This is a genomic window from Flavobacterium sp. (genome assembly GCF_043722275.1).
Lineage (GTDB): Bacteria > Bacteroidota > Bacteroidia > Flavobacteriales > Flavobacteriaceae > Flavobacterium.
Genome location: NZ_JAYSPC010000001.1, coordinates 1 through 1535, shown reverse-complemented (window position 1 = coordinate 1535; position 1535 = coordinate 1). Strand labels below are relative to the sequence as shown.

The following is a 1535-nucleotide window of genomic DNA, read 5'->3' as shown; positions in this document are numbered from 1 at the left end:
AATTTTGTTTATTTTTTGAAATTCCGAGTGTGTTACTATATTAGTCTTTGTTGATTCTAAACGCATTCCAAATTTTCCATAAATTGCATTCATAATATTTTTCAAGCTTTTTCCAAGCGCACTAGATTTTCCACATGCGACTCTTAACGCATATAAATCGGTAACGAAGCGTTCAAATATTTTAGCTTTTTCGAATCGATAACCTCCTTTTAACTCAAATTGATAGCCAAGTTTTTTCGCGTATAGAATCTCCTCCGAGTGGTATACGCCACTCCAAGAACCTACCCCGGCAACTAATCCTCGCTTATCCCTCATCACCAAAAAAGGTTTATTATTATATGGTGAAAAGACATCAACCTCAACAAATCCATAAAAATTATCAAGATTTATTTCTGAACCGCGGACAAATTTTCCTTCTCCTATTGGAAATTCGTTGTCTTTCATTATTGAGGGATAAAGCGCGTTTAGATCATAGTGAAATCCTGCGCCCATCTTTGGTTTGTAAAGTTCTACGACGCCTCCGTAATAGGATTTCCGAATAAAAGCATCCTTATTTTCGCCTGCTGAAAAAATTGGTGTTTTCTTTGAGTCGTAATAGCAAGTACGAAAAATTCTTAAGGCAAGTGAGGATGCTGTAAGACAGTTAAAACTATCGATTTTAAAGTGTTTTTTTATGTCTCCTCTAAATCTAAGAAATCCTTCAGATAAACATTTTGAATCTGAAATGCAGTACATTTCGAGTTGTTTAATAAAAGCTGGTTCAGAATAATCGGAGTAGCTATTTATATGATCAAACATTTTTTTTTTGTTGACTACACAGTACACGTCTGATAAATTTTGCAGCGACATCGATATCATCAGCATTGAGTCTCTAAAGCTTATTTCTTCTTTTGTTTTATATTTTATGGAAACTGAGTAAAAGATTTTATCTCTTGATAATATTTCAATTTGCATTTCGGGGTTCCTTGTGATTCCATTCAGCAGAAAGAACATATCATATTTTATAAAATTATGAAAATAAAATATGTTGTTTTTTGATGGAATTGCGAAGCATATTTCGACGAATCTTTCTATCAATTTTAAGGATTGCTCTATCAATTCATCATCAACATAGTCAATTGAACCTGAAGCGACTAAAATTTGTTTTGCATCTACTATCGAGAAGGATGTTATATAATGAACATCGTTTTGTTGAACTGTTTCAAAATCTGCAAAGTAAAATGTTCCTGCGTGTGCTTTTTCCTTTAGTTCTGTCATTAATCCGTGTTTATTTATTTTTTTCTTTAAGACCATATTGAAAACGCTAAATCTAATGTTTCATCGCTTGGCAGGATGTTTTGTATCTCTTGTTTTGTTATTATTTCGTTAAGTGGTTTCATGCATTTATCAATATTATCAAGGATTTTTATAAGACAGTAATCCCCGCTTATTTCAATTATGACATCGAGTCCTGAAGATTTTTCTACAAATTGCATTGTTGTCTGAGGAGGGCAAATAAAGTCAATTGTATTTGCTAATCCTTTATCAACAATCTT

At 32.4% G+C, this 1535-nt stretch carries 2 protein-coding genes; both read right to left on the bottom strand.

From position 1 onward, the window contains the following. On the bottom strand, positions 1 to 1257 hold a 1257-nt coding region (locus tag ACHZDT_RS00010), incomplete at its 3' end, for a DNA polymerase (protein WP_394772609.1). A gap of 26 nt (positions 1258 to 1283) precedes the next feature. Continuing rightward, on the bottom strand, positions 1284 to 1535 hold a 252-nt coding region (locus ACHZDT_RS00005), incomplete at its 5' end, for a hypothetical protein (RefSeq protein ID WP_394772608.1).